The organism is Saccharothrix coeruleofusca (genome assembly GCF_017876325.1).
Taxonomy (GTDB): domain Bacteria; phylum Actinomycetota; class Actinomycetes; order Mycobacteriales; family Pseudonocardiaceae; genus Actinosynnema; species Actinosynnema coeruleofuscum.
Window position 1 is genome coordinate 887435 of record NZ_JAGINV010000001.1, and the last position, 18802, is coordinate 906236.

At 68.8% G+C, this 18802-nt stretch carries 18 protein-coding genes, 1 pseudogene and 2 CRISPR repeat arrays; of the genes and pseudogenes, 9 read left to right on the forward strand and 10 right to left on the reverse strand.

The genetic code is table 11. From position 1 onward, the window contains the following. Nucleotides 1-364: 364 nt before the first annotated feature. Nucleotides 365-1247: direct repeats of the CRISPR family, unit length 28 nt; unit sequence CTCGACCCCGCGCACGCGGGGGTGTTCC. A 551-nt stretch (nt 1248-1798) separates the two neighbouring features. The 9 genes from JOF41_RS04360 to JOF41_RS04395 form a co-directional block, all read right to left on the reverse strand. After that, entirely contained in the window at nt 1799-2683 is an 885-nt protein-coding gene (locus JOF41_RS04360; RefSeq protein WP_189225995.1) for a phosphotransferase, read from the reverse strand. Nucleotides 2684-2693: 10 nt separating this feature from the next. Beyond that, on the reverse strand, nt 2694-3569 hold the full coding sequence (locus JOF41_RS04365; protein ID WP_209616284.1) for an NsdA family TPR-like regulatory protein: 876 nt from the start codon (nt 3567-3569) through the stop codon (nt 2694-2696). Nucleotides 3570-3603: 34 nt separating this feature from the next. Further along, entirely contained in the window at nt 3604-4017 is a 414-nt protein-coding gene (locus tag JOF41_RS04370; protein WP_307867227.1) for a helix-turn-helix domain-containing protein, read from the reverse strand. Nucleotides 4018-4213: 196 nt separating this feature from the next. Further along, entirely contained in the window at nt 4214-4702 is a 489-nt protein-coding gene (locus JOF41_RS04375) for an Imm1 family immunity protein (RefSeq protein ID WP_209616287.1), read from the reverse strand. After that, nucleotides 4699-5421, reverse strand: coding sequence for a DddA-like double-stranded DNA deaminase toxin (locus tag JOF41_RS38115; RefSeq protein ID WP_209616290.1), 723 nt, complete (start codon nt 5419-5421; stop codon nt 4699-4701). Before JOF41_RS38115 ends, JOF41_RS04375 begins: the two co-directional genes overlap by 4 nt. Nucleotides 5422-5563: 142 nt before the next feature. Continuing rightward, nucleotides 5564-6082, reverse strand: a complete 519-nt coding sequence (locus JOF41_RS38500) for a PPC domain-containing DNA-binding protein (RefSeq protein ID WP_372448519.1) — start codon at nt 6080-6082, stop codon at nt 5564-5566. Next, nucleotides 6036-6725, reverse strand: coding sequence for an asparaginase domain-containing protein (locus JOF41_RS04385; protein ID WP_209616293.1), 690 nt, complete (start codon nt 6723-6725; stop codon nt 6036-6038). The genes JOF41_RS38500 and JOF41_RS04385 overlap by 47 nt, the downstream gene beginning before the upstream one ends. Before the next feature lie 10 nt (nt 6726-6735). Next, a complete protein-coding gene (gene ribD / locus JOF41_RS04390; protein ID WP_209616296.1) occupies nt 6736-7641 on the reverse strand; it encodes a bifunctional diaminohydroxyphosphoribosylaminopyrimidine deaminase/5-amino-6-(5-phosphoribosylamino)uracil reductase RibD in 906 nt (301 codons plus the stop codon). Beyond that, nucleotides 7638-8885 carry a helix-turn-helix domain-containing protein gene (locus JOF41_RS04395; RefSeq protein ID WP_209616299.1) on the reverse strand — a complete coding sequence of 416 codons (1248 nt, stop codon included), beginning with the start codon at nt 8883-8885 and terminating at the stop codon, nt 7638-7640. The genes ribD and JOF41_RS04395 overlap by 4 nt, the downstream gene beginning before the upstream one ends. Before the next feature lie 130 nt (nt 8886-9015). Here JOF41_RS04395 and JOF41_RS04400 point away from each other — a divergent pair, with 130 nt between their 5' ends. The 8 genes and pseudogenes from JOF41_RS04400 to JOF41_RS04435 form a co-directional block, all read left to right on the forward strand. Further along, entirely contained in the window at nt 9016-10203 is a 1188-nt protein-coding gene (locus JOF41_RS04400) for a radical SAM protein (RefSeq protein ID WP_307867228.1), read from the forward strand. Then, complete coding sequence (locus JOF41_RS04405; protein WP_209616302.1) at nt 10200-10892, forward strand: 3'-5' exonuclease; 693 nt, start codon at nt 10200-10202, stop codon at nt 10890-10892. The genes JOF41_RS04400 and JOF41_RS04405 overlap by 4 nt, the downstream gene beginning before the upstream one ends. Nucleotides 10893-10903: 11 nt before the next feature. Next, the gene (locus JOF41_RS04410) at nt 10904-11512 is read left to right on the forward strand and encodes an AAA family ATPase (RefSeq protein ID WP_209616305.1); all 609 of its coding nucleotides are present in this window, start codon (nt 10904-10906) and stop codon (nt 11510-11512) included. 83 nt (nt 11513-11595) lie between these two features. After that, the gene (locus JOF41_RS38770) at nt 11596-12201 is read left to right on the forward strand and encodes an HC3 family zinc finger protein (RefSeq protein WP_209616308.1); all 606 of its coding nucleotides are present in this window, start codon (nt 11596-11598) and stop codon (nt 12199-12201) included. A gap of 136 nt (nt 12202-12337) precedes the next feature. Further along, nucleotides 12338-12688 carry a hypothetical protein gene (locus JOF41_RS04420; protein ID WP_306344696.1) on the forward strand — a complete coding sequence of 117 codons (351 nt, stop codon included), beginning with the start codon at nt 12338-12340 and terminating at the stop codon, nt 12686-12688. Between the two features lie 172 nt (nt 12689-12860). Next, nucleotides 12861-13172, forward strand: coding sequence for a transposase (locus JOF41_RS04425; protein ID WP_090053759.1), 312 nt, complete (start codon nt 12861-12863; stop codon nt 13170-13172). A 5-nt stretch (nt 13173-13177) separates the two neighbouring features. After that, on the forward strand, nt 13178-14086 hold the full coding sequence (locus JOF41_RS04430; RefSeq protein WP_189225989.1) for an IS3 family transposase: 909 nt from the start codon (nt 13178-13180) through the stop codon (nt 14084-14086). Between the two features lie 17 nt (nt 14087-14103). Further along, a pseudogene (locus JOF41_RS04435) lies at nt 14104-14349 on the forward strand (transposase family protein); the annotation flags it as partial. Here the strand turns inward: JOF41_RS04435 and JOF41_RS04440 are convergent. Next, entirely contained in the window at nt 14328-14678 is a 351-nt protein-coding gene (locus tag JOF41_RS04440; protein ID WP_189225988.1) for a hypothetical protein, read from the reverse strand. The pseudogene JOF41_RS04435 and the gene JOF41_RS04440 overlap by 22 nt on opposite strands. A 409-nt stretch (nt 14679-15087) precedes the next feature. After that, nucleotides 15088-16281: a CRISPR direct-repeat array (repeat unit 38 nt; unit sequence GGCAGCGCTGGGACTCGCGTCCCAGCGGGGATCGCAAC). A gap of 322 nt (nt 16282-16603) precedes the next feature. Here JOF41_RS04440 and cas3 point away from each other — a divergent pair. After that, nucleotides 16604-18799, forward strand: a complete 2196-nt coding sequence (gene cas3 / locus JOF41_RS04445) for a CRISPR-associated helicase Cas3' (protein WP_268248846.1) — start codon at nt 16604-16606, stop codon at nt 18797-18799. Nucleotides 18800-18802: the final 3 nt, after the last annotated feature.

Here is an 18802-nt window from a genome sequence, read left to right on the forward strand (position 1 = left end):
GGTAAGGGCGGGAACGGGCTCCGGTTGCGCGTAGCGGGCCGTTGGGCGTCCCGATGACATTCCTTCTGCGGTGTCGGTGTTGGTCGCGTCATGGCCGGTCGGTGAGGTCGTTGCGGTGATGATGAGTGGTCCTGTGGGGTTGCCGGATGGCGTGTGGTGTCGTGAAGAGACGGTGGTTGTCGGGGTGGTCGGTTCGGAGTCGGTGGTCGTGCTCGGGTGTGAGGGGGTCGGGTTGGTGACGTTGGACGGGGTGTCGGACTGGTGGGCGGAGGTGTGTGGATGTGTGATCGGGTTGGCTGGCGGGTGCAGAAACGGAGTGAATGAGAAACGCTGTTCTGGTTGATAGAGTTCCTGGTCATCAAGCCTCGACCCCGCGCACGCGGGGGTGTTCACGCGACACGGGCGATGTGGTGGTCCCAGCCGTACTCGACCCCGCGCACGCGGGGGTGTTCAGCTTTCGCCGCGGGCTTGCTGGGGGCGGCGAGGCTCGACCCCGCGCACGCGGGGGTGTTCCCGTCGAGGCCGTACCGCACGATGACCCCAACGGCTCGACCCCGCGCACGCGGGGGTGTTCCGCTGTGCCAGACCAGCGCCCGATCCCGCATCGCCTCGACCCCGCGCACGCGGGGGTGTTCCCACCGGCCGGTGGAGGCACCCCGTGTTCGGCAACTCGACCCCGCGCACGCGGGGGTGTTCCGGCCACTGTGCCCATCTGGGGACGGATCACCCGCTCGACCCCGCGCACGCGGGGGTGTTCCCGCGGACTGCTGGTGCACGTCGACGCCTACCACCTCGACCCCGCGCACGCGGGGGTGTTCCGACCAGCCTGATCCACCGCAAGCGCGCCCGGATCTCGACCCCACGCACGCGGGGGTGTTCCCTGTATCCCAGACTCGCTATCAGGTCGTTCAGCCTCGACCCCGCGCACGCGGGGGTGTTCCTCCGAGTGTGCGGAAGAACCCGCCGTATTCCTCCTCGACCCCGCGCACGCGGGGGTGTTCCGCGTCGCGTCGTGACGCGCACGGCGACCGGGCACTCGACCCCGCGCACGCGGGGGTGTTCCGGTGTTGGGGGTGTGGCCGCGCGAGTTCCGGCGCTCGACCCCGCGCACGCGGGGGTGTTCCGGCGCACGAGACCGAAGGCCCGTGGAAGGCGGCCTCGGCCCCGCGCACGCGGGGGTGTTCCGACGAGTTCGAGGTCGACCACCGTGCCGCCGGTCTCGACCTCGCGCACGCGGGGGTGTTCCGGCCGACGCCGACACCATCCCCACGGAGACCTACTCGACCCCGCGGACGCGGGGTGTTCCGCCGGTGGCAGCCACGTCAGCCTCGGGGCCAACCTCGACTCCGCGCACGCGGGGGTGTTCCGGTGCTGAGCGGGATGCCTGCGGCCGCTGTTGCCTCGACCCCGCGTACGCGGGGGTGTTCCCGATAAGGGCGGCCGGTCGCTGACGATCGACAGCGCGACCCCGTGTACGCGGGGGTATTCCGGCCTGCACGGTTTGGTTGCTGGCTGCCGGGCCTCGACCCCGCGCACGCGGGTGTGTTCTGTTCGGCGGCCCCGGCCACCATCCTGACCAACCAGGCCAGGTCAACCCGAAGAAGCAGTTCGTGGAATCGCAGGATTTCCAGGTGGCAGTCACTGAGGCGGTCATCGACAACCGGGAGGCCCACAACACCATGGCCGACTACTTCTTCAGCGACGGACCTGGCATCGGCGCTGTCATCATGGTCCTCGCGGATGCCTTCTACGAGGTCGTGATCGATCAGCAAGTGGAGGCTCGACTCTGCGCTTTCAGTCAGAAGGGGGTCCACTGCCAGGGGCGCTTTATGTCGCCTTGTAGACAGGCCAGGCGGTGGTTGGCTTCGTTCGCCGCGTGGGGGTCGGTGTTGGCTTTGCCGAGGATGAAGGCGGTCCAGCGGAGTTCTGTGGTGGTGGCCAGTGTGCGGTAGCCGGGCCAGGTGGTCACGTCGTAGCCGCCGTAGGCGTTGACGAACGCGTCGTACTGCGCGGGGGTGATGCGGGCGAAGTCGGTGTGGTCGACGGCCAGGGGGATCAGGTCCCATTCGCGGGGGCCGAGTCCGACGTGGTCGAGGTCGAGTAGCACGGGGGTGCCGTCCTCGGGGACGGCGAGGTTGCCTTGCCAGGCGTCGCCGTGGATGACGTGCCGGGACAGTTCGGATCGCAGCTCCGCGTATTCGCGGCGTAGTCCGGCCTGGAGGTTCGTGAGCCAGGTGCGGTCGCGGTCGGTGATCGTGGTGGCCGTGGCGATGGCCTCGTCCAGTCCGTTGAAGGGGTCGAGCGGGGGCAGTGGCGGCCAGTCCGGTGCGGTCAGTGCGTGGATTCGCCTGAGGGTCGCTCCGAGTTCGGCGGGGCTGGCGTGTCGGTGGTCGGGAAGTCGTATCCACCAGGTGACGGGCCGATTGCCGACCATGGTGGGCTGGGGTACACCGTTTAGGACGCGGACGGCCGGCACGTCGGTGGTGGCCAGCCAGCGCGAGATGCGAAGCAGGTGGGCGGCGGTGTCGTAGGAGCCTGCCGGGCCGATGCGGGCGACGATCCCACCGGGCAGGTGGTAGAGGACGTTGACGCCGTCGCGGATCAGTTCCGCTCCGGCTGTCGGCACACCCGCTTGGGCGCCTGCCCTGGCGAGAATCTCGTATGCGGGGTGGATGACCGGCATGCCGGGCGCCTCAGACATCGGCAGCGGCCGCTGCCAGGGAACGTGACAGATCGGCCACCTCGGGGATCGACAGGTGCCGTTGGCTGGCACGCATCAAGGTGTGCAGCTCCTGGCTCATCCGCCGGGACTGCAACCTCGCGGCGTCCGTGACCGCCCGCTGCCCGAGTACTGCGGCTTCATGTGGATCGCCCGCGATCATGTGCAAGGTGGCCAGCCGCGTCGTGGAGAATGCCCGCGATCGCGGATAGGCATCGCTGTGCAGGCGGATCGCCGCGCCCAGGCGTTCGGCGGCCTCCCCCGGCCGTGTGCGGGCCACAGCGACGGGCAGCAACGCTCGGGCGCTGCTGCCCGCGTGCTCGGCTTCGTCGTAGTAGAGGAGCCAGGGCGGATCGGTGGCCGCCTGGCGCTCGGCGAAGTGCGCGTCGGCGCGGCCCACCTCCGCCGCGGCCTCGTCGTGACGGCCCAGCATGGCCAGTACCCTGGCGCGGACCACTGCGGTCACGGCCCTCGCCGTGGCCGTCAGCCGGTCGCCACGGACCTGGGCGAACTCGACCAGCGACAGGGCCTCGTCCAGGTCACCCAGATAGAGGGCGTGGCGGGCCATGTCGGTCAGAGTGGCCGCCCGCAACTCCCACGAACCACCCTGCTCGGCACACCACAAGGCGATCCGGAAGCACCGCGCCGCAACCGGGTGGTCACCGACGTCGAAGGCCGAGAACGCCACCACCTCGGCCAGGTTCCCGACGGCCTCGAACAACGACGGTGTGATCGCCGAATCTGACTGCGCCTCCACCATTCGGCACGCCCACCGCAGGTGGGTCATACCGGCCTCGCCCGCCATACCGCCGCCGTAGAGGTTCTCGCTGGCCGCCAGCGCACCGGTCATCAGCTTGACCTGCTCGACCTCGGCCCCGCCCGACTCACCGCCGGGGCGGCGAGTCGAGCCTCAGGCCATCAAGCAGTTGGTTCCCGTCGAACTCCGCGACCACAGGTACGTTCGGTCCTTGTCCTGTAGACATGAATGATGTCGGTTGCCCGTGGGCTTGCTTGGCCGCCGATTTCCGGCGCAACTGCTTTTGCTCGCGTTTGCCCTGGTCCCGTAGCGCAATCAAAGTTCCGCTGGCACCGAGTGCGTCGTCGAGGGCCTTGACGATCTCGGCGGAGGGCAGGTTGTGGTCGGCACGCTCGGCCAGCGAGACGTACTGCCTGGTGTAACCGATCCTCTTGGCCAGTTGTGGCTGGCTGAGTCCTGCCTGGTCGCGGAGGCGGCGGATCTCTCGGGCCAGCCGAACACCGGCCGGCTCGTGTTCCTGGTCCTGCTCGTCTTCGATCACGTCGCCTCCGCCTGCGCTAGGGGGCAAATAGGGGGCAAATATCGTATGTCAGTGGTTTGCGTTGCTCCGCTATCGTAGGCGGATCAGGTGGAATCGGTGTGCACGCGTTTCGGTGAATCGCGGCAAGTCTTTCCTCGGTCGAGTGGTCCGTCGGCGTGTTGTCCTCGGTGGGCATACGGCGGATGGGGAATGTGGTTCAGAAGACGTCGGTGTCCTGCCACTGCACGCAGGTCGGGCGTGTGCCGGTCTTCAGCAGCTCGTGCAGGGCTTGCCTCCACAGGGGCAGCGGCACCAGGGCGTTGGCGGGGAACCGCGTCCGGGTCGCCTTGTCCATGTACAGGGCGGGCGTGTCCTCGGGGAGCCGGTCGGTACGGTCCAGGGTGATCCAGCCGCCGCCGTGATCGCCGGAGGTGTCGGTGTCGGGTGCGAAGTCGGCGGGGCCGCTGCACAGCATCGCCCCGACACCGGCGCGGCGGTCGGCGTCGACCTTGACCTCGTGGTCGGGATAGCGGCCGTCCAACAAGCGGGGCCGGTCGCGCACGGTGATCACCGGCGGATGCGGCTGGGGATGGTCCAGGATGTAGTCCAACACCTGGTCCAACGCCTCCGGCGTGGTGACGACCTGCGGTTGGTCCCCGGCGCCGCCGTCGTCGCGGTAGTACCAGATGTTCAACGCCGCACTCACCGCGGACTCCTTCCCTCGAACACCAGTGGCCGGTCCTCGGTGGGATCGTGCACCACCAGGGTCTGCCCTTCGTGCAGGATGTCCTCGACCAGCTTGCGGCAGGACAGATCACCTTGGCAGACCTTGTTGTTGATCACGAGTTCGACTCTGGCCCGGCCGCTGGTGCGCATCCTCCAGGCCACCTTCGGCTCCACGTGCATCGCCACGAACGGCATCCCCGGCCTGGGCAGGATGCCCGCCTCGAACAGGTACCGGGCGATCTGCGGCGATTCCGGTCCTTTGCCGCTCTGCACCAGCACCGGCTGCCCCGCCTCGTCCTCGTAGCGCCCGGAGGTGATGTAGTCCGGCAAGTCCCGGCGCTGCCAGGCCACCCGTTCCGCACCTGGTGTGTCGGAAGCCGGCGTCGCCGATCGGGAAGGACTCGACGTCGGGCGGGACGCGCCGCCGTCTCCGAGCAACCGGTCCAGCAGGCCCTGCAGTCGGGCGTCGAGATCGGCCAGTCGCCGGGCGAGTGCCTCAACGCCGTCAACCACCCCTGTCCACTGCTGGACCACCTGCGCTGCCTGATCCTCCAGCGCCACCGCACCCTGGCAGGCACCGTGGAGCACCTCCAGGGCATCGTGTGCCAGCTCCCCAGCCTGCCGCACCGCCGCGGCGCACTCGCCGGTCTTGTCCCTGGCCTGCTGGACCTGCCGGGCAACCTCCCGCACGCTTGCCACCGCACCCCTCCTCCAGGGGCATCGTGGCAGTCGGACCGTCGGAACCCGCTCACGACACAAGGATTCCGCTCTACAAGGGCTCCGCTCCGCCGGGAAGGCCGACTCCCGACACGCCCTGCCGAGGCATGCTCGTCCAGCTTTGCTACTGGCCGAAGTGCAGTTGCGGGACGTCGTAGAGGTCGGGGTTGCGGCGGCGCAGCAGTGCTGGGCTGGCGACCTCGATGACGAGCATCTCGGTGAGGAACTGGACCTGTGCTCGCAGCAGGTGGCTGGTGTAGCCGGTGGCGCTGTGTTCCTTGAGACCGACCGCGACGTGGATGTGGGGGTGGACCTGGTCGGTGGTCTCGTCGTAGGCGAGGGTGCCGCCGCCGAAGGCTTCGACGTTGGTGAGGTGGACCTTCGACCAGACCGGCGCCTCGGGGTTGTCCAGCCTTTCGCAGGTGCCGACGATGTCGACTTCGCTGAAGCTGGCGATGAAGCCGGGGATGTAGGCGTGGCGGACCCGATGTTGTGTGCAGAAGTGGGTCAGGGCGGTGAAGAAGTCCTCGCCGTGGTCGAAGGCGACGCCGAAACTGCGGCCGAGGGTCAGTTCGTGGCTGCGGATGACGGGCTCCTCATCGGGTCGCGATCGTCGGGGCGGGTCGGTCGTCGACTGTGCCAGCGGGCGCGCCGTATCCGCTGGCGGTGCGGAAGGTCGTGGCGATGGTGGTGGTGTCGGCGCCCGCGGTGAGCAGTCGGTGGAGCAGGATGCGGGCTTTGAGCGGGTCGAGGAAGCCCGCCCGGATGAGTCCTCGGTCCAGCAGGTCGCGTTCGGAGCCGGGGAAGGCGTAGGTCCGGGCCAGCACCGGGCCTGAGCCGGTGCGGGAGGCGAGCACGACCGGGATCCGTGCGGCGAGGTGCTGCAGGGGTGTCACCCAGGCGGTGGGAACGTGGCCGACGCCGAAGGCGGCCACGACCAGTCCGTCGAGGTGGTCGGCCAGGCCGTGCAGCAGCTGTCCGTCATCGCCGAGGGTCGCGGTGACCAGTCCGACCCGAATCTCGGCTGGTGTGTCGGTGCCGAGGGCGGGCCGCGGTGGGCGCTCGGGCGGCCGGTTGAGGATGTGCGGGTGGCCTTCGACGAGGTAGCCCAGCGGGGCCGCGTTGGCCGATTGGAAGGTGGAGCCGCTGGTGGTGTGGGTTTTGCGGATGCGGTAGGCGGCGCAGATCTCGTCGGCGAACACCACCAGGCAACCCAGGCTGCGGGTACCGCCCATGCCGATGACGACCACGTGAGCCGGGGAAACAGATCCCGACGCAGCAGACACGACGGTTCTCCTACGAGTACTGGGGCCTGGACGGTGATGGCGTCGCATCGACCTGCACCCATCCCTGAGCCGCGTCGACCGCGGCGATGTCGAACCCCTCGGGCAACAACGTTGACCCTGGCGCGCCCACCCCGGAAGCAGCGGCGGGAACCGCGTAGCACACGATCCGGTCGACCAGGCCCGCAGCCAACAGCCGCCGCGCCGCATCAGGATGGCAGGCAACCAGCACCGAACGGGTCCCACCGTCGTGAAGAGTGGCCAGTACGTCGTTGGGATTCCCGGTCATGGTGGCCGCGGACAGGGTGAACGCTGTGGGGCCGTGGGCATCCGGCCTGCCTTCGGTGATCCGGTCGTGCACGTCCACGACGGCGTCCACGCCCGTCCGGTGCCGCTGGACGAGGAGTTCGCCTGGTGAGGTGATCCGTCCGTGTGCGTCGACTTCGTACAGCCAGGTCACGTGGGGGCGCTTGGTGGTCAGCGCGTGCAACCACGGGTGCAGCACCTGCCGGACGGCCTCGGCGAGGACACCGACCTCGACCTCGACACCGGCGGCCCGCAGCCGGGCCGCGCCGCCCTCCTCGCGGGAGGTGGGATCGAGCAACCCGATGACCGTGCGGGTGATGCCCGCGTCCAGGAGGGCTTGGCGGCATGGGGGTGTGCGGCCGTGGTGGTTGCACGGTTCCAGGGTGACCACCGCCGTGCCGCCTCGGGCGTGGTCACCCGCCGCGGTCAGGGCGTGAACTTCGGCGTGCGCCTCGCCTTTGCGTTGGTGGTAGCCCTCGCCGACGACGTGGCCGTCGCGGTCGAGGATGACGCAGCCCACCGGCGGGTTGGGGCTGGTGGTGCCCAGGCCGAACGCCGAGAGCACGATCGCCCGCCGCATGGCGCTGGTCTCGATCTGCGATGCCGTGGTCACAGGCCTGCGTCCAACGCCATCTTGGCGCGGAAGTCCGCCACCGCCGCTACCGAGTCGTAAGGGGCCAGTGCGGCGGCGAGGCCTCGCAGTTCGTGCTTGGTCCGCACCGAGCCGGAACTGTGGGCGATGTCCAGCGCTTCGTCGGCCAGGTGGGCGGCGCGCTCGGGTTCGCCGACTGCCGTGGAGGCCATGGCGAAGCGGCTCAGCGCACTGCCCCGATCCCGCCGGTAGACCACAGGCAGGCTGGGTAGGACCGCCTCGTACAAGTCGACGGCTTTGCGGGGCTGTCCGAGCCGCAGCCAACAGTGCGCACGTTGCAGCTCGATGTAGCTCGCGGTGCAGAACGACCCGTGGCCGCTGCGTGCCTCACCTTGCGTGTCCGCTGCCGCCCACGCGTGCGCCTGATCCAACGTTTTCTGCGCGGTGAGCGCGTCCCCGTCCAGGGCATGACCATGTGCCTGCTGTTGGGTGATGGCCGCCCGCATGGGTGCCGGCAGTGCGGGGCCGTCGCGGTGAGCCGCCTCGGCCATGCCGAGGGTCCCGGCGGGGTCGTTGCCCGCGGTGGCCTGCTGACTGCGCCGGAACAACGTCCAGGCCAGCATCAACCGGTCGTCGGCTTCGTGTGACCACTCCATCGCCCGCCCGGTCCAGTGGTGGGCGGCCGACGGTTCACCGGCGTCTTCGTGCAGCCACGCGGCCGACTCGGCGTACTGCGCGGCCAAGCGCACTATCTCGCGGCGTGCCGCACCCCGAGCCGATCGAGCCAGTCCTGCCAGCAACCGCAGGTGCTCGTGGACCGACCCCAGTGCGAAACGCGGCCCGAACAGGTTGTCGGTCTTGACCAGCAGGTGCCACTGCTCGCGCAGATGATCGACAAGATCCGGGATGTCCGCAGGGGCCAAGCCACTCAGCAAGGGCAACTCAGCGTCGTGGCTGCTGTTCTGTCCCGTCCTCTTCTTCTGCAGGCCTTGCCGATGCAGGGATTGTTGCTCGCGCTTGCCTTGTTCGCGTAGTGCGACGAGGTGATTGTCCGCGTCGAGTGCCCGATCGAGCGCCCGGACCAGTTCCGCTGAGGGGAGATTGTGGTCCAAGCGCTCCGCGAGTGACACGTATTGCCTGGTGTAGCCGATCTTCCGGGCCAGTTGCGGCTGGCTGAGCCCTGCCTCCTGGCGTAGACGACGGATCTCGTGCGCGAGTCGGACACCTGCGGGCTGAGGTTCGCAGGAGCGCTCGTCTTCGGTCATGTCGCCTCCGCTTGCGCCAGGGGCAAATAGGGGCAAATGGCGTGTCCGACTGGTTTTCTTGTCTGCCGATCGTACACGGTCTGACCGAAATACATCCGTACGGATTTCAGCAGGCCGAGAGGAGTGGCCGGTGAACACCGACAATGTCGGAGCACACCCCCGATCGGGTGTGCGACTGCTCGACGAGGACGGGCGGGCGGGGTTGCGGCCGGAGTTGCGGGAGGTGGTGGAGTACCGCAAGTCGGGGTTGAGCCTGAACTGGATTGTCGGGTGTCCGTTGGATTGCGGGTACTGCGTGCGGCACCTGTTCGGCAACTTCGACATGAAGGTGCCCCGCGCGCTGACCAGCGACGAGGAGGCGGTAGATGCGCTGGTGTCCCACAGGTTCTTCCGGCCGCACCTCACACCGGTGCAGTTGCTCAACCGGGCGACGGATCCGATGCTGCCTGCGGTGAAGCCGCACCTGATGCGGGTGCTGCGGATGCTGGACGAGCGTGGTTTGACCAATCACGTGCTGGTGATCACCCGGTGGCGGGTAACACCGGAGGACTGCGCGGTGTTGAACGCGCTGCGGACCCTGAAAGTGACGTTGTTGATCACCTATTCGGGTATCGAGGACACGCGGATCGAGCCGGTGGACTCCGCCATCGCCGCCGCGTCGCTGAAGACGGCGTTCGAGCACGCCGATCGGTATCGGGTGGTGTTGTACTGGCGGCCGATCGTGCCGGGTCTCAACGACAGCGACGCCCACCTCGACCGGGCGCTGCGGCTGGGCGTGCACGCGCACGCCACGGTGTTCACCGGCTTGTTCTACCGGGACCGCATCCGCGACTACTACCGCTCCCACGGCCTGCCCGAGCCGTACGGCGAGGTGGCGCGGCGCAAGGTCTTTCCGGAGACGCTGGAGCGACGCATCCTGGCCGCCGCCGGGCGGTACGAGGGTGGCGGGCCGTTGTTCCGCAAGACCTCCTGCGGCGTGGCCTACGCCCACGGTGTGGCCGACTACAACGGACACTTCGGCATCCGCGAGCTATGCGACATCTGCCCTGCTGCTCAGCAGGCGCGCTGCGCCGCAGGGTGGAGCAGGCCGCATCCCGTTGTCGTGCAGGGGATGGCCACCCGGTTGGGTGGGGCGTTGGTGGAGGTCACCGACCGGGCGGCGGTGGTGGCCGGGTTGGACGAGCAGCGCCGGTACCTGATGCAGCACGGCCTGGGGTTCCAGGTGCACGACGTGACCCGGCCCCACCTGCCGCGCCGTCACGGCCGCGCCGACCTGGAATGGCCCACACCGCCCGCACGAACAGGAGAGAGCGCATGACGCCCCCGTCGCCGCCTGCAGCGCTGGCCGGGCACCCGCTGGCCGTGGTCGACCTGGAGGGCAACGGTGCCCAGCCGCCGGAAATCGTGGAAATCGCGGTGCTCACCGTCGATGCCAGCCCCGACAGCCGGGACGAGGACCTCGTGGACGAGGGCGCCGTGGACGAGGGCCCCGTGGACGAGGGTGCGGTGGACGAGGGTCCCTTGGGCGGGGCGCGGGTGCGGTCGTGGTTGGTGCGGCCCACGACACCGGTGACCGCGATGGCCCGGCGCGTCCACGGCATCACCGACGACGAGCTCGCAGGCAGACCGTTGTGGTGCGGGGTGGCGCGCGAGGTCGAGCCGCTGGTGACCGGTCGCGCCATGGTGGCCCATGCCGCCGCCGGTGACTACCGCGTCCTGCGCGCGCATCTGCCCACGTGGCGGCCGCCGATGGTGCTGGACACCCTCACCCTGGCCCGTCATCTCTGGCCGGGTCTTCCCGCCTACGGGCTGGGCGCACTGGTGCGGCACGCCGGTCTGGACACCAGCGGTCCGCGCGAGCGGCGTGCGCACCGGGCCGGGTTCGACGCCTGGTGTGCCTGGCTGCTGCTGTGCAGGCTCGTGCGTGACGGCGGGCTGTCCTGGGAGGAGTTGGTGCGGGTGGCCGCGCCAGCGGAATTCCGGCCGCCGGAGGCGGGGCTGTGGTGAGCGTGGCCGGGGTGGAGAAGCCAGTCGTGATCGGTGTGGTGGGCACCCACTCCACGGGCAAGAGCACCTTCCTGGCGCGGCTGGCCCACGAGCTGCGCCGCGGTCAGGTGCAGGTGGCGACGGTGGCCGATCTGGGTGAGCAGGCCCAGCGGATGGGGTTGCCGATCCTGGACAACCACACCTGGGCTTCCACGTTGTGGTTTGTCACCCGCGGCATCAGCGAGGAGTTGGAAGCCTGGTCGCATGCCGATGTCGTGCTGGTCGACCGGGCGGTCCCCGACGCGTTGGGCTACTACCGAGCGGCACTGGCCTACCGCGACGAACCCCTCGACCCCCAGGCTTGCGCACTGCTGGAGATGTTGGTGCGGCGGCACAGCGTGCACTACGACCTGCTCTTCCACACCACCCTGGAACCGGGCATCCCGTTAGGGCAGGACAAGACGCGCAGCAGCGACCAGCGGTTCAGGCACCTGGCCGGGCAGCACATCGACCGGGTTCTGCACGAGTTCGGCCTGGCACACGAGAACTTGCCCGCCGACGGCCACGACCACGCGCTGCGCACCGCCGTCCAGTTCGCCACCGCACACCTGAGCGATCCCACCACGGTGGTCGAATCCTGAACCGGCAACCCCATCGGAGGACGCGCTGCCGACCTCCGGCACCACAGCGAGCACCACCTCCGCCCGCATCCTGGAGTGTCGCAATGGGACGGGACTTCCGCTGGCTGCCCCACACCGGACGACGCCACGCCATCAGCACCGACCTGCTGCCCGGTGACACGGGCCAGACGTTGTGCGCGCTACCGCTCATCGTCCCCCGCCACGCACCGCCCAAGACCGACTGGTGCTGGCCGACCTGTCCGGACTGCGATCTGCACTGGCGTCGACACGAAGGCATCCCGCCCTACCCCCGACCGCACGGCAACACATCCACGCAAGCCCCGCAGGGGGCACCCGCGCCACGACAACCGACCACCCCGACACCCCGCGTTTCCCCTAACGAAAGGCGCACCCTCATGACCGAGCCGACCCACGACCCGGACCAGAACCTGACGCGGGCACTGACCCGACTCGCCCAGGACACCGCGCCCAGGCTGTTCGCCATCGCCACCTACGACACCGACACCGAGAACGACACGATCGCCGCCTGGGGACTGGCCTTCCCCGACCACGCCTACGCCGTCGCCACCGACAGCACCTTCCAGATCCACACCGACACCCCACAGGGAGCACTGCGCCACTTCGACGACGGCGACACCGCCCCGCGATTGGTCTGGCTCCCCGACAACACCGCAACCCCGACCCGCTGAGGCCGACCAACCGCCGCGTCGGCGCAGGGTATCCCACACCGGTACCCCGCGCCGACGACGTCCCCCGGCCACCGCCGCGGCCAATGGCACAACCACCGCCGTCCATGAGGGTTGTGGTGCGAACAGGGCACACATCATGAGCCGCTTCAACGACACACCCCGACCGGATCACCACGGCGGCAGCGACCGCCGGAGGTTCACTATCCGGCTGCGCCGCTCGGACTTCCTGGCCGCCATGGCCGACGCAGGTCTGCACTCCGAGTACGCGCTGGCCAAAGCGATGGGCATCAACCGGTCCACCGTCAGCAGAGTGCTGGACGGTTCCCTGCAACCAGGCGCGGCGTTCATCGGCGGCGCCCTGGCCGCGCTGCCCACCTCAACCTTCGAGACCTTGTTCCAAGTCGTGCCACACTCATCCGGAACAGCGACACCACCCGACGGGCGACCTCGAACAGCCACTCGCAGATTGTCGGACACGGCCCGATAGCCCTAGAAGGGGTCGTTCGTGGGCGTCCTCGACGAAGTGCCCGGACGAGCCGAGCCCGTGCGGTCCGGCTGCATCAGGTTTGACTGATCGCGGTCAATGCCGCCGCTTTGAGGTTCCCCCGGTAGCTCGGAGACTTCAAGCATGGTCCGATAGGATCTGAAGGGAGTCGTCCGTGGCAGCACCGAAGAAGTACCCCGATGAGCTGAGGGCTCGAGCGGTCCGGCTGTACCGGGAGTCGGATCCCAAGCCGGTGATCCGGCGGCTGGCCGAGCAGCTCGGGGTGCATCACGAAGCACTGCGTAACTGGATCCGGCAGGACGAGGCCGACCGCGGCGAGCGCGACGACCGGCCGACGACCAGCGAGTCGGAGGAGCTGCGCCGGTTGCGGCGGGAGAACGCGGAACTTAAGCGTGCCAACGAGATCCTCAAGGCCGCGAGCGCTTTTTTCGCCTCGGAACTCGACCCGACCCGGCGACGGTCGTGAAGCTCGTGCAGCAGCTTCGCGGCCGCTTCGGGGTCGAGCCCATCCTCCGGGTCCTTGGTATCGCCTCCTCCACCTACTACGGCTGGGTCCAGCGCCAGACAGACCCGTCACCGCGCCAGCGCCAGGACGAGGAACTGGTCGCCGAGATCGTGGACATCCACACCACCTCCGGCGGCACCTACGGCAGCCCGCGGGTGCACGCCACCCTGCGCCGCCGCGAGATCCGGGTGTCGCGCAAGCGGGTCGAGCGGCTGATGCGCGGCCACGAGCTGCAGGGCGCGTTCCTGCGCAAGAAGTGGCGAACACCCTCGACCCGCCGTGATCCACCAGTGGCGCCGGCGCCGGATCTGGTCAACCGGGATTTCACCGCCCCGGCCCCGGACCGGCTGTGGGTGGCCGACGCCACCCGCATCCCCACCGGCGAAGGCGTCTTCTGGCTGGCAGCTGTCCGTGATGCCTTCTCCAACCGGATCGTGGGCTGGAAGACCAGCGACCGCTGCGACACCAGCCTCGTGCTCGGCGCGCTGGAGTACGCGATCTGGTCCCGCGAGGTCCGTGACGGGCAGCTGATCCACCACAGCGACCGAGGCTCGACCTACACCTCGATCCGCTTCGCGCAACGCTTGGAGGACAACGGAATCCTGCCCTCGATGGGCTCGGTCGGCGACTCCTACGACAACGCGCTGATGGAGAACTTCTTCTCCACGCTGAAGATCGAGCTCGTGTACCGGAACTCGTGGCGCACCCGCGACAAGGCCGAGAACGCGATCTTCAGCTACATCGACGCCTGGTACAACACCCAGCGCATCCAGAAAGAGCTCGGCTGGCTCAGCCCCGACGAGTACGAGGCCACCTGGCACGCCGATCAACTCGAGCCATCTATCATCCCCGCGTCCCCAACCGGAGCCAGGTAATCAACCCTCCGAGTTATCGGGGGAACCTCAGCTACGACGAGACAGGCGACTACGTCATCACCCCGTACAAAGGCAAGCACGAGCCGCAGTCCCAGAAAGAGGCCAACCGCGCCCACGCCCGCCTGCGCGGACCGGGTGAACGCGCCAACGCCCAACTCAAGACCTGGCGCGTCCTGCGCAAACTCCGCTGCTGTCCTTACCGTGCTGGCCGCCTGGCCAAGGCCATCCACGCCCTACAGAACTACGGGACCACCGCAGGATGAAAAAGGTTCACTGTTCGGATCCGTTCGACCAGGTCCTGCGATGCGCGCACCACGCCTTCCGGTACCAGCACCACCACCGGCTTGTCGGTGAACACGTCATGCCGAATGACCTCGGGGATGCTGCTCACGGCCAGAACGTGCAGGGTGGACGCGCCTTGTTCGGCCAGGGCGACGCGGATGTATTGGCTGGACTCTCCGCGCTTGAGCACTGCGGGGCGACGCCGCTTGTCGCTGGCCATCGCGGTGGCCAACTCGACTATCCGAGCCCTGGTTGGCGTATCGGAGCCCCTGGAGACGAGGTGGCGGACATCCGACTTCGCCATGTCCACGGCTACAGCGTGGACACACGGGATGGCAGGAAGCGGTGCATACTCTGCGGCAGCAATTGGATAACCGATCCTAATGCGTCGGTTGCCTTGTGCTGAGATGCCCAGAGGACCCATCGATGCCGGACAACCCGTGATGGCGGTGCTCGTGGGCTCCGGCGACTAGAAGGCCGAAGGGAGCACTCCGGTCGTGGTGGGATCGCTGGCGCCCCGGAGCGCTTCCATATTCTGGCCTGCCCTGGGTTTCGTAAACTGGGTTGCTCATGGAGATGGCTGTGCGGCTGGTTGGGAACCTGGAGCGTGTCACGACACGCCGGGAGGTTCTGAAGCTGCGGCTCGCGTGTCGTCTCGGATTTTGGGATGTCGGGTGGTTCTGTGGTTGGTGAGTATGGGATTGTGCCTGGTCAGGCAGCGCAGCGCTGGGACTCGCGTCCCAGCGGGGATCGCAACACGGTCATGCCGCGACCGCCTCGCGCACCCCGGCCGCAGCGCTGGGACTCGCGTCCCAGCGGGGATCGCAACGACAGCCGGGCCGGACAGCAGCAGCTGACCGATCGCAGCGCTGGGACTCGCGTCCCAGCGGGGATCGCAACAGGTCCTCCGCGGGCACCTCATCGGCCAGCAGGAACGCAGCGCTGGGACTCGCGTCCCAGCGGGGATCGCAACAACGACTGGACCCAACCCGGCACCTCCCGGTTGCGGCAGCGCTGGGACTCGCGTCCCAGCGGGGATCGCAACACCACCTGGGCGGGGTTGGCGCCGAGCCGGATCGGCAGCGCTGGGACTCGCGTCCCAGCGGGGATCGCAACCGGGCTGCCTGCAGAACCCGTGCGGCGCGCATGACGAGCAGCGCTGGGACTCGCGTCCCAGCGGGGATCGCAACGAGTGGGTGGGCTGCGAGTCCGGCTTGTCTCGTGCGGCAGCGCTGGGACTCGCGTCCCAGCGGGGATCGCAACTACGGCGAGCCGATCCACGTCTACACCCGGGCGCAGGCAGCGCTGGGACTCGCGTCCCAGCGGGGATCGCAACCACCGCCACCCCGTCCGGTGCGCCGACGGCTCGCGGCAGCGCTGGGACTCGCGTCCCAGCGGGGATCGCAACAACGGCTGGGGACCGGCCCCCGTGCTCGGCGAATGGCAGCGCTGGGACTCGCGTCCCAGCGGGGATCGCAACACCGCGTAGGCGCCGTAGCAGTAGCCGGTGCCGCTGGCAGCGCTGGGACTCGCGTCCCAGCGGGGATCGCAACATCGCCAACGTCCTCCAGAGCTTCGCCGAGATGGAAGCAGCGCTGGGACTCGCGTCCCAGCGAGGATCGCAACGTGGCCAGGTCGCCGATTTGGTAGGTGTAGACCGGCAGCGCTGGGACTCGCGTCCCAGTGGGGATCGCAACAGCGTGGTGCGCTCGCTGGGTGTGCCCATCCCGGTGGCAGCGCTGGGACTCGCGTCCCAGCGGGGATCGCAACGCCGCGGGGATCGTCGAGGAGGCCCGGCTGGCGGGCAGCGCTGGGACTCGCGTCCCAGCGGGGATCGCAACATGGGCAGGCGGATCGGCGAAGAACTGAAGAATATGCAGCGCTGGGACTCGCGTCCCAGCGGGGGGCGCAACCGCGCTGCCACGCGCGACCTCGCCGACACCAATTTGAGACCTACTCGCTTACCGTGTCCGGATTCGACATAAAAGAAGCCTGTTTCCAGGGCCTTGGCCGCCCCCGCCACTGGGGCGGGGTTGCAACTTGTTCTGTCTGTCTGGCCGTGGCAGCGGTGAGCGCCTGTTCGCCGGAGATGGTGGTGAGTAGCCACCTCCGGCGAACACTGCTCCATTCGGGTGTTCTCAGACGCCTTCGGGGAGCCGGGGATCGGTTTTTGTCGGTGGAGGTCTCTAGCCTCGCGTCGTTCGTCGGGGGACGACGATGTGAAAGGTTTTCGTGGTGTGGGCGCACAGTCCCAGTGGTGTAACCGGTCAGTGGCATGGGCTGGCCGATCATGTCCGTTTGACGGCGCGATTGGCCCGTGTTTTTGCGGAACCGTTTGGTGCGGGGGAGTTGGCGTGGAGCCTGGGGCTTGTCCATGACGCAGGCAAGTGCGCAATCGACTGGCAGGACAAGTTGGCGCGGGTGGCGTTGACGGGTGCGCGGGTGGGCATCGATCACAAGCGTGTTGGCGCGTTGCTGGTGCGTGATCGGGCGCTCGCGGCGGCAATGGCCGTGTTGGGCCATCACGGCGGACTGGGTCGGCCGCAGTCACTGGTCGAGTTGTCCCCGGAGCCGCAGGACACCGAGACGCTGGAGCGGTTCTTCGCGGAAGTGCCCGAGGCCAGGACGTTGACGACGGGGCCGGAGTTGATGCCCGCAGGGTGGTCGGAGTTCCCGCTGGTGGGCGAGATGGGTATCCGCTTGGTCTTCTCGGCATTGGTCGACGCCGACCACCTCGACACCGCCGCTCATGCCGAAGGGTTGACAGCGCCGCGCCTGGCTGCACCTGCGGACATGGACGAGTTGGTCCGTCGGTTCGAGGTCAACCGCCGTGCCCTTCTGGACAGGCGCGGCACGGAAGTCAGCCCATCCGAGGTGGATGTCGTGCGCGCGGCGTTGTACGAGGACGTGGTGCGACTGGCGCTGCAGGAGCCGGGGATCTATCGGCTTCCGGCACCTACGGGGTCGGGCAAGACGATGACCGCGGCGGGATTCGCGCTGCACCACGCCGCAAAGCATGGCAAGGCGAGGGTGGTCGTGGCGGTGCCGTTCACGACGATCACCGAGCAGAACGCGGGGGTCTACCGGGATCTGCTCGGTGACGAGGTGGTGTTGGAGCACCACTCGAACGCCGAGTTGGACGACCGACGCTTGCGGCTGGCGGCGGAGAACTGGGACTCCCCGTTCGTGATGACCACGACGGTGCAGTTGTTCGACTCGCTGTTCGGGCGCAGGCCGGCCCGGTCGCGCAAGCTGCACCGCCTGTCCAACGCGGTGGTGGTGCTGGACGAGGTGCAGGCGTTGCCGGTGCCGTTGCTGGTGCCGATCCTGGACGCGTTGCGGGTGCTGTCCACGCACTTCGGGACCACGGTCCTGTTGGCTTCGGCGACCCAGCCCAGCTTCGAGCACCTGAGGGTGTGGAAGTCGCTGGACATCAAGCCGTTGGTGCAGGCACCGGTGGAGCTGTTCACCAAACTCAAGCGGGTGCGCTACGAGTGGCAGGTCGACCCGAAACCGACGCTGGAGCAGATCGCCGACCGGATCGCGGGGCACAGGCAGGCGCTGGCGATCGTCAACACCGTGGGCCAGGCCCGCCGGTTGTTCCGGATGGTCGCCGAGCGGGCGCGGGTCGAGGTGGTGCACCTGTCGACGCGGATGTGCCCGCTGCACCGCGAGGCGACCCTGGAGCGGATCCGCGCGTTGCTGGGCGCCGACGAGCCGGTGTTGGTCGTGTCGACCCAGCTGATCGAGGCCGGGGTTGACGTGGACTTCCCCGTGGTGTTCCGCGCGCTGGCGCCGGCGGAGTCGTTGCAGCAGGCGGCGGGGCGGGCCAACCGGGAGGGCCGGTTGCCCGGACCGGGGCGGGTGGTGGTGTTCGACGCCTCCGACGCGCCGGTGCCGCGGTTCTACCGGGCAGGTGTGGACAAAACTCTGGCGATCTTCGGGCCAGGGCGGGATCCGGACGACCCGGTGCTGCTGGACCGGTACTACCGCTCGCTCTACACCGGGTTGAACCTTGACGAGGCCGAACACGGCAACGTGATCCAGAAACACCGTGCGGATTTGAACTTCCCGGCCGTGGCCGACGGGCCGGAACGCGACGGCGCCGGCTCGCCGCGCGACCGCCGGTTGGCCTTCCGGATGATCGACGAGGACCCGGTGACGGTGATCGTGGCCGATTACGACCCACAGGCACAGGTCACCGCCATGATCAACCAGTTGCGGGCCGGTACCGGGTCGCTGGGGCAGGTGTTGCGAGAGCTGCGCGGCCACATGGTGTCGCTGCCTCGCTCGGTGGCCGAGGCGCCGCACGTGCGGGCGTTGTGCGAGCCGGTGATCGCCGGGCAGGGCGACCTGTGGGAGTGGAAGGGCGGCTATGACGCCCGTGTCGGGGTGGACGAGGAAGCGATCGGAGAGGACACGGTGTGGTGAATC

Bases quoted from the DNA above. Each gene is read 5' to 3' on its own strand.
- JOF41_RS04360 (WP_189225995.1), bottom strand. From the start codon at position 2,683: ATGCCGGTCATCCACCCCGCATACGAGATTCTCGCCAGGGCAGGCGCC.
- JOF41_RS04365 (WP_209616284.1), bottom strand. From the start codon at position 3,569: ATGACCGGTGCGCTGGCGGCCAGCGAGAACCTCTACGGCGGCGGTATG.
- JOF41_RS04395 (WP_209616299.1), bottom strand. From the start codon at position 8,885: ATGACCGAAGACGAGCGCTCCTGCGAACCTCAGCCCGCAGGTGTCCGA.
- JOF41_RS04405 (WP_209616302.1), top strand. From the start codon at position 10,200: ATGACGCCCCCGTCGCCGCCTGCAGCGCTGGCCGGGCACCCGCTGGCC.
- JOF41_RS38770 (WP_209616308.1), top strand. From the start codon at position 11,596: ATGGGACGGGACTTCCGCTGGCTGCCCCACACCGGACGACGCCACGCC.
- JOF41_RS04420 (WP_306344696.1), top strand. From the start codon at position 12,338: ATGAGCCGCTTCAACGACACACCCCGACCGGATCACCACGGCGGCAGC.